The sequence below is a fragment of the Rheinheimera soli genome, from assembly GCF_021290985.1.
In the GTDB taxonomy this organism is placed as follows: Bacteria; Pseudomonadota; Gammaproteobacteria; order Enterobacterales; family Alteromonadaceae; genus Pararheinheimera; species Pararheinheimera soli.
On the sequence record NZ_JAJOYU010000021.1, the window covers coordinates 60,887 to 69,409 of the forward strand.

Here is an 8,523-nt window from a genome sequence, read left to right on the forward strand (position 1 = left end):
ACCTTGGTTATGGCAGGCTTGGGATGGCTCATTAAATCCGTTAGTATGAACTTATGTCTCATTGTTCAGGTAGTCAAAATGGATTTGCTTACGCCCTACCAGTTACGCCAGCAGATCAGATTAAGGCAGTTCAATAGCCAGACGAGTGGTTTGGTTCAAGGTTATGTGCAGTGCAATATGGCGATATTGCCACAAAGCTGGGCTGCTGAATTTTTGCTGTTTTGCCAGCGTAATCCTAAAGCTTGTCCTTTAGCGGCGGTGTCTGAACCTGGCCAGTTTTTACTGCCGGAACTTGGTAAGGATCTTGATCTTCGCAGCGACTTACCTTCCTACCGTATCTTTAAACAAGGTGAACTGGTGGACGAAGTGCAGGATATCCGCGCTTTATGGCGGGATGATCTGGTCAGTTTTTTAATTGGCTGCTCTTTTTCTTTTGAAGAAGCATTGCTTTCCGCAGGATTAGAAATCCGGCATATCAGCGAAGGCAAAAATGTACCTATGTACAACACGAACCTGCAATGCGCCAGCGCGGGACGTTTTTCTGGCAACATGGTGGTCAGCATGAGACCTATGAAGCCTGCGGATGCGATTCGTGCTATTCAGATTTGTAGTCGTTTTCCAGCAGTACACGGTGCCCCTGTGCATTTTGGCGACCCACAGGCTATTGGTATTTCTGATATCCGATCACCGGATTATGGTGAAGCCGTCAGCATCAGATCAGGTGAAGTACCGGTGTTCTGGGCTTGTGGAGTCACGCTTGCGGCCGTAATTAAACAAGCCAAACCAGATTTTTGTATTAGCCACAGCCCTGGTCATATGCTGGTGACCGATCTTTTAAATTCTTCTTTGGCGAGTTTTTAATGAAAGCTGTTATCAAACCTGTTATCAAACTTAATTGTGATTTAGGCGAAAGTTTTGCCGCTTATCAACTGGGGCTGGATGTAGAAGTGATGCCGCTGATTGATCAGGCCAATATAGCCTGTGGTTTTCATGCCGGAGATCCTACTGTATTGGTGAACACCTTAACTTTGGCTAAAAAATATCAGGTAGAGATTGGTGCTCATCCGAGCTACGACGATAAACAGGGTTTTGGTCGCCGCTCGGTAAAAATGGCGGCTGATGAGTTAAAGCATTTACTCTGGTACCAGATAGCTGCAGTGGATGGGGTGGCAAAAAGCCTTGGGTTGGAGCTTAGTTATGTCAAACCACATGGCGCTTTGTATAACGATATGATGGCAAGCCCGGCCTTGCTTGAAACTGTGATGCATGCTGTTGCCAGTTACCATAAACCCTTAAAGCTGATGCTTTTGGCCACGGGCTCTGCAAAACAACATAAGCTGTTGGCAGAGCGTTACAAGCTTGAATTGCTATTTGAAGCTTTTGCTGACAGACGCTATCAGAGTGATGGTTCGTTAACACCCCGCAGTCAGGCGGGCAGCGTATTAGATCATCAGGCCGCTTTAGTGCAAGTGCAGCAGTTACTGCAAAGTGGCACAGTGCAAAGTGATACAGGGGATAAAGTGGTTATTGAGGCCGATACCTTGTGTGTGCATGGCGATAATCCAGCAGCACTTGCCTTAGTGCAGTCCATTCGCACGTTACTGGGTACAACATGATCCAACTTGAACTGGCAGGTGAAAATGCGCTGATCCTGTATTTATCAGCAGAAATATCAGCGCAGAATCTTTCACAGCTTCAGCAGTTGCAATACCAAATCCGCAGCTTACTTGATGAGCAACTGCAGGAATTGTTGCCCTCTTATGCGTCATTGCTGATTGTGCTCAAAGCTCCGCATAAAGGGCTGTTGGCTATTAAAACTATGCTGGAACAACAGCTTGTACTCAGCGCTGCCAATACTGAACCGCAAGGCCAACAGCTGACTTTGCCTGTGTATTACCACAATGCCTGGGATCTGGACCATGTAGCCCAAAAGGCAGGGTTAACTACAGATCAGGTGATTGAACTGCATCAGTCTGCTGAGTACAGAGTGTACGCCATAGGTTTTGCACCGGGTTTTGCCTATTTGGGTGAATTAGACGCACGTCTTGCCACAGCACGATTAAAAAGCCCACGCGCTAAAGTGCCCAAAGGTGCTGTTGCTATTGCCGATCGGCAAACCGCTGTCTATCCGGCTGAATCACCAGGGGGCTGGAATATTTTAGGTTTATGCCCAACGCCCTTATTTGAACCTGACAACGCAGGCACAGCAAAGCCTCTAATGCCTTTTGTTGTAGGGGATAAAGTGCGTTTTCAATCCATCAGCAGAGATGAGTTTTTCGCTTTAGGTGGCCAGTTGCCGCAGGAGTTGTGCTGATGTCTGCTTTTGTCGTATTAAAAGCAGGAGTAGTAGCTAGCTTGCAGGACCAGGGCCGTTTTGGTTCTGCCCATTTGGGGTTAACTCAGGGCGGGCCTGCTGATTATGCCAGCTATCGTATCGCCGATTTATTACTACAAAACCCAACCCCCAGCTGTCAGATTGAAGTCGCAGTGGGTGGTTTTAGCCTGCTGGCGTTAACAGACACTGTGTTTTGTGTGACTGGTGGTGCTATGCCACTGACAGTCAACGGTCAGCCTAAAAGCTTATGGCACACTCACCGTATAAAAAAAGATGATGTACTTGAACTTGGTTTTGCCAAATCCGGCCTCCGTTGTTATTTGGCCGTAGCCGGAGGTTTTAAATTGCCAAAAGACTTTGGCAGCAACAGCACTGTGCTGCGGGAAAAAGTCGGAGGCATTGCCGGAGAAGCGTTGCAGCAAGGCCAGTTTTTACCTGCGGCTTCAGTTTACCGGCCTTTATTGTGGGCTTTGCCTGAAAAACTCTGGCCCGATTATTCAGCACCGCTGGAACTTGGCCTGCTACCTGGTTATCAGCAGCATTGGTTTGACGAGTCTCAGTGGCAGCAGCTGTACAGCAACGACTATCAGGTGTCCGCTTTGTATGATCGCATGGGGTATCGTTTGCAAGGTGAGCCGTTGTTGTACCCGCCAAGGGCGTTGTTATCCGAAGGTATTTGTTATGGCGCAGTGCAATTGCCGCCTGATGGTTTACCTATAGTGCTGTTAAACGACAGACAAACCTTAGGGGGCTACCCTAAACCCGGTGTTGTTCTGGCACGGCATGCGGCAGCTTTGGCGCAGTCTCAGCAAGGCCATCAGATCCGTTTTTACCCTGTAGCACCAGAGCAGCTTGAAGCAGAACAGAGGCAACAAAGTCGCTACTGGGCGGAGCTTGCTATGGAATTCCGGAGTCTGGTTTGAAAGATTTGCTACCACTCAGCCAACAGATAGAGCAAATGCTGGTAAGGCAGAATGTACGGGGTATGGCGACCTTATTGCCTTATCTGAAACCAGGTTCTTACTTAAGAGCTGCCCGTTTAATCGCAAATACTAAAGGGTTGGTGCTGATAGGCACAGGTTTTCCGGTCGGTAATAGTTTTGAAACCGACGGACCTGTGGGGGCTATTGTGTTGTATCAGCTTGTCGAAAAGCTGGGAGCCAGGGCTATGCTGGCCTGTGGTGATCCTTTGTTTTCTGCGCTAAAAAGCGACTATAGCTGCCTTGAGTTGCCGGTCAACAGCGTCGATGCGGCAGCATTTGCCCGTCAATCGTTGCAGCAGTTAACTCCTGAATTAATTATTTCAATAGAAAGACCAGGTTTGGCCGCTGATGGTCGCTATTACAATATGCGGGGAGTGGATATCAGCGCCCGCTGTGCCAACTTTGATGTGTTTTTTCAACAAGCCAGCTGCCCAACTATAGCTATAGGGGATGGTGGCAATGAGATTGGCATGGGAAATCTTTATCAAGCGGTGTCGCAGCTGGCTATTACCCCTGCAGTAACTGGCTGTGATGAATTATTGCTGGCGGATGTATCTAACTGGGCTGCCTATGGACTGCTGGCTTTGGTATCAGCAATCAAAGATGCAGAAACAGGCGAGGGCTGGTTGCTCGATTGTCAGCCGGCCCAACTTTTACAGTATTTGGTCAGTCGGGGTTGTGTTGATGGTGTGACAGGCCTTGCCAGCGTCACCGAAGACAGTTTGCCTCCAGAACATGCGATGCAGCTAATTCACGACTTACAACAGCTGTGTTTTGCAAAATAACAACGAACGGAAAAAACTATGCTGAGTGCTAAAAGATGAATGTGGTGTATTTAAACGGGCAATTTATGCCTGCAGAAGACGCAAAAATCTCGCCTATGGACAGAGGCTTTTTGTTTGGTGATGGTATTTATGAAGTGATCCCGTCTTATGCCGGACTTTGTGTTGGGTTTACCGCCCATATCGAGCGCTTACAACAAGGGTTAGCTGCACTGGAGATCCGCTGTGCTTTAACAGCACAAGACTGGAAAGCATTGGTACTGCAACTGATCCAACAAAACGGTGCGGGTAACCTGGGGATTTATCTGCATGTCAGTCGTGGCACCGACAGCAAAAGGGCCCATGCTTACCCGAAGGATATTCCGCCCACTATTTTTGCCTACTGCTTTGATATAGCTGCTGAACCAGAAGCGGATATCGACAAAGCGCCGCGCTATAAAGTGATGACTGCCACAGATTTACGTTGGCAGCGTTGCCATATTAAATCTACGGCTTTGCTGGGGAATGTAATGCATCATCAGCAAGCAGCGGCTTTGGGGTTAAACGAATGTATTTTGTTTGATGAACAAGGCTTTTTAACTGAAGGCAGCTCGACCAATGTGTTTATTGTCAAAAACGACGTTGTGATCACGCCGCCTTTGAGTTCTCAGATTTTACCCGGTATTACCCGTCAGTTGCTGCTGAGTATTTTGCGTCAGCACAGTACTATCCAGGTGGAAGAGCGGCCTGTCAGCAAAAACGAAGTGCTTTGCGCAGACGAGGTGTGGCTAACCAGTTCCAGTAAAGAAGTGGCCGCTGTGATTGAAGTGGATGGGCAAGCTATTGGCAACGCAGCCCCTGGCACTAGATGGCTGCAGGCGCAGCAATTATTTAGCGAGTTTAAATACACTTATTAACAGCTAATTATCTGCAACATTTTAATTATTTGGAACATTTTAATTTTTTCTATAAGTTGTCGCCTATGCTTTAGGTTAAACAGAATACTCGCTATAAAAATCAAATAAATAGGAAGGGATAGGTATGTTTTTAAGGAATTATAAAATTGGGGCCCGCTTATTAGCTGGTTTTGCGGTATTGGGGTTGTTGGTGGTGTTGCAAGGCAGCATGGCGCTAATGAATATGGCACAAATGCGCGATGTATCAGCACAGATAGAAAATGACACTATTCCTAGTCTGGATAGTCTGGCAGCACTAAATTTAAGCATGATGCGGGTTCGGATCTTTACCTTTCGCCTGATGCTGGCCGAAACCGAAACACAAAAAGCAGATTATCAGGCTGCATTGGCTAAAGTGAGAACTGAGGTCACTGAGTATCAGAAGTTGTACGAAAATCTGATTTCTCTTGACGAAGAACGTTCGGTATATCAGCAGTTTAGCAGTGCTCAACAGGACTATTTTGCAGCTCAAAGCCTTTTGTTACAGGCTTTAGATGCAGGAAATAAAGCGGAGGCAGCCCGGCTCAGTAATGAAGAGTTAACAGGTCATTCCGATAAAATGACCAAAGCGCTGGTGCAGCTGGCTCAACTGAATAGAGACTACTCGAAATATCAGACAGCTCTTTCGGCTGAAAATTACGATACCAGTAAAATTTTGGTGATTATTGCCATAGTGGCAGGTATTGCGGTCAGCATTTTTATTGCCTTGTGGATGACACGCAGTATCACAGTCCCTATGACAGACGCTCTGGTTGTGGCTGAAACTGTAGCATCAGGTGATTTAACTCAAAAAATAACGACCAGTGGTGATGATGAAGCCAGTCGTTTGATGGCGGCTCTGCAAAAAATGCAGCACAACCTGCGTGACGCCATGAGCCATATTTCCAATTCTGCGACTCAATTGGCATCAGCAGCAGAAGAACTGAATTCAGTGACTGAAGATTCGTCCCGGGGTTTGCAACAGCAAAATGATGAAATTCAGCAAGCTGCAACAGCCATAACCGAAATGAGTTCAGCAGTGGATGAAGTAGCGCAAACCGCGGTTCAAACCTCGGAGCAATCTACTGAGTCGGCCAAATTGGCGGTACAAGGTCAACAACAGGTGGATGAAACTGTGACCGCTATCCGTGATATGAATCAGGATGTGGCTTTGACTTCAGAGCTGATTCAAGGCCTGGCTGTGCAATCGCAGGACATAGGCAAAGTGCTGGATGTGATCCGTGCTATTGCTGAACAAACTAACTTACTGGCGCTTAATGCTGCAATAGAAGCGGCGCGGGCAGGAGATGCAGGCCGAGGCTTTGCTGTGGTCGCTGATGAAGTGCGGGCTTTGGCCCACAGAACTCAAACCTCAACCCGTGAAATTGAGGAAATGATTGCCAAAATTCGCAGTGGCACTGGCGATGCGGTAAATGCTATGAAACACAGCAGTGATAAAGCTGGCCATGCTTTAACAGTAGCTCAGGCTGCTGGTCAGGCACTTTCCGTTATTACCCAGCGGATTAATAGAATCAGCGACAGTAATCTGGTGATTGCAAGTGCTGCTGAGGAACAGGCCAAAGTATCTAGGGAAATTGATCGTAATATTGTTAACATCAGTGATTTAGCTGCACAAACTGCGGCAGGTGCTAACCAGACCAGTGCTTCTGCTCATGAGTTATCCCGCTTAGCTGTGGATTTAAATACCTTAGTCACGCGTTTTAAAGTGTAACTACAGGTTCTTTGCATGGACGCAGTATCTTCGCTTTCAGCCCGGGTGCATCAGTTTGATGCACTGCGTGGTTTTGCAGTGCTGATGATTTTATTTGCTAATATTTTTGCCTTTGCTTATCCGCTGGAACTGGCAGAAAAGGCTGGATTATCAGACTCTATATCTGTTTTATCGCAGGTGCAGCATCAGCTGTATCTGGTATTTATCCGCGGTAAATTTATCAGTCTGCTAACCCTGTTATTTGGTGCCAGCTTGTATCTGTTGTGGTGCCAATCTGGCTCGTCTGCCATCAAGCTGAAAGCCAGAATGTCAGCCTTGTTGCTGATGGGGCTTTGCCACGCCATGTTTGTCTGGTCGGGTGATATTCTGCTGATGTATGCCGTGGTGGCATCAGGGCTGTTATGGCAACAGGCACTGCACTGGACACCCGATCATCAACTTCGTTATGCCAAACACTATCTGGCTGCAGGGCTGGTTCTTCCAACGCTGATCTGGCTGGCTCCTGGCGGGCAAGTTGAAGAGCCGGCAGAGACTGCAAAACTGCTTGCTGTGTATACAGGGTCTTATAGTGATCAGCTATGGCATCAATTTAAGTATGTTGGATTGTTAGTGCTCGATTTGCTGTTTGTTAGTTACTGGTGGTTTGGTGGCATCATGCTACTTGCGATCTGGGGCATGCAGTCCGACTGGCAGGCTCTATTAAAAAAGCACTTTTATAAATTGGTGCTGATTGCTTTTGGTTGCGCTTTAGTGCCATTCACCTGGACTGGCCTCTCAGTTGAAAAACAAACCCCGCTGTCATTTCAAATGATCTCCGACTTGTGTTTTGCGTTGATTTACATCAGGTTGTTTATGCTGGTCGCGCCAGCTTTGCCTAGCGTCACTGAACTGCTCAGATACTGCGGTCGTTGCTCTTTGTCTTTGTATCTTTGGCAGTCTGTGGCGATGGTATTACTGTTTCGCTGGTTCTGCCCAGAGTGGTTTGGCGTTTTAGACAGAGCCTCTCTGACCCTTATTGCCTCGGGTTTTCTGGCACTGCAGCTTTGTTGGGTGCAGCTGTATTACAAAAACGATCAATTATGGTGGTTTGAGCGGCTGTACCGGCGGCTTAGTGTGAAATTAGAACGTAAAACCAGTCACACCGGCTTATAAAAATAATAAGAAAAACTAAACACAGAGAAGAAGTTGACCTTTAGCGGCATGCTGATTAACCTTGCGGTTTATTTATTCAGGCAAAGGCAATTTTCAGCATGGCGAGTTCTTCAGATCACAGCACTACAACCTTAGATGCACAAAGCCAAAAAGCATTACATTTGGATCAGCAGCTATGTTTTGCTTTGTATTCCACCTCTTTAGCTATGACCAAAATGTATAAACCTTTGCTCGATACTTTAGGTTTAACCTATCCACAGTATTTAATTATGCTGATTTTGTGGCAAAACGATGGTCTGGCGCTCAAAGACGTGGGCGAGCAACTCCACATAGACTCTGGCGCTTTAACTCCGGTGATAAAACGCATGGAAGCTATGGGCTTATTGGTCCGCACCCGTAATCCACAAAACGAACGCACCTTGGAAATTCGCTTAACCAAAGCGGGTTGGGCCATGCGTGATCAAGCCGTGCAGGTGAACCGCACTGTAGGGTTAAGTTGTGGTTTGGCGGAAACTGAAATTCATGCTTTACGCCAGGAATTGGTAGAGCTCAGAGCACAGTTAACTAAAAAATTATAAATAATAAAGCGATAGGAAGGGGCCTTTTAGGCCCTTTTTTTTATTTA

9 protein-coding genes are annotated in these 8,523 nt (G+C 46.9%); all 9 read left to right on the forward strand.

All coding sequences use genetic code 11. The annotated features are described in order from the left end of the window. Positions 1 to 78 precede the first annotated feature (78 nt). Positions 79 to 861: a putative hydro-lyase gene (locus LSG37_RS14705; protein WP_233080604.1), complete on the forward strand. Its 783-nt coding sequence runs from the start codon at positions 79 to 81 to the stop codon at positions 859 to 861. Beyond that, positions 861 to 1,616, forward strand: coding sequence for a 5-oxoprolinase subunit PxpA (locus LSG37_RS14710; RefSeq protein WP_233080605.1), 756 nt, complete (start codon positions 861 to 863; stop codon positions 1,614 to 1,616). Before LSG37_RS14705 ends, LSG37_RS14710 begins: the two co-directional genes overlap by 1 nt. Further along, entirely contained in the window at positions 1,613 to 2,314 is a 702-nt protein-coding gene (locus tag LSG37_RS14715; RefSeq protein ID WP_233080606.1) for a 5-oxoprolinase subunit B family protein, read from the forward strand. The genes LSG37_RS14710 and LSG37_RS14715 overlap by 4 nt, the downstream gene beginning before the upstream one ends. Then, complete coding sequence (locus LSG37_RS14720; protein WP_233080607.1) at positions 2,314 to 3,258, forward strand: 5-oxoprolinase subunit C family protein; 945 nt, start codon at positions 2,314 to 2,316, stop codon at positions 3,256 to 3,258. The genes LSG37_RS14715 and LSG37_RS14720 overlap by 1 nt, the downstream gene beginning before the upstream one ends. Beyond that, entirely contained in the window at positions 3,255 to 4,103 is an 849-nt protein-coding gene (locus LSG37_RS14725) for a glutamate cyclase domain-containing protein (RefSeq protein WP_233080608.1), read from the forward strand. The genes LSG37_RS14720 and LSG37_RS14725 overlap by 4 nt, the downstream gene beginning before the upstream one ends. A gap of 65 nt (positions 4,104 to 4,168) precedes the next feature. Continuing rightward, complete coding sequence (locus tag LSG37_RS14730; RefSeq protein ID WP_233080609.1) at positions 4,169 to 4,996, forward strand: aminotransferase class IV; 828 nt, start codon at positions 4,169 to 4,171, stop codon at positions 4,994 to 4,996. 124 nt (positions 4,997 to 5,120) lie between these two features. Continuing rightward, on the forward strand, positions 5,121 to 6,746 hold the full coding sequence (locus LSG37_RS14735; RefSeq protein WP_233080610.1) for a methyl-accepting chemotaxis protein: 1,626 nt from the start codon (positions 5,121 to 5,123) through the stop codon (positions 6,744 to 6,746). Between the two features lie 15 nt (positions 6,747 to 6,761). After that, entirely contained in the window at positions 6,762 to 7,898 is a 1,137-nt protein-coding gene (locus tag LSG37_RS14740) for a DUF418 domain-containing protein (protein ID WP_233080611.1), read from the forward strand. Positions 7,899 to 7,996: 98 nt separating this feature from the next. Further along, the gene (locus tag LSG37_RS14745) at positions 7,997 to 8,476 is read left to right on the forward strand and encodes a MarR family winged helix-turn-helix transcriptional regulator (RefSeq protein ID WP_233080612.1); all 480 of its coding nucleotides are present in this window, start codon (positions 7,997 to 7,999) and stop codon (positions 8,474 to 8,476) included. Positions 8,477 to 8,523 lie beyond the last annotated feature (47 nt).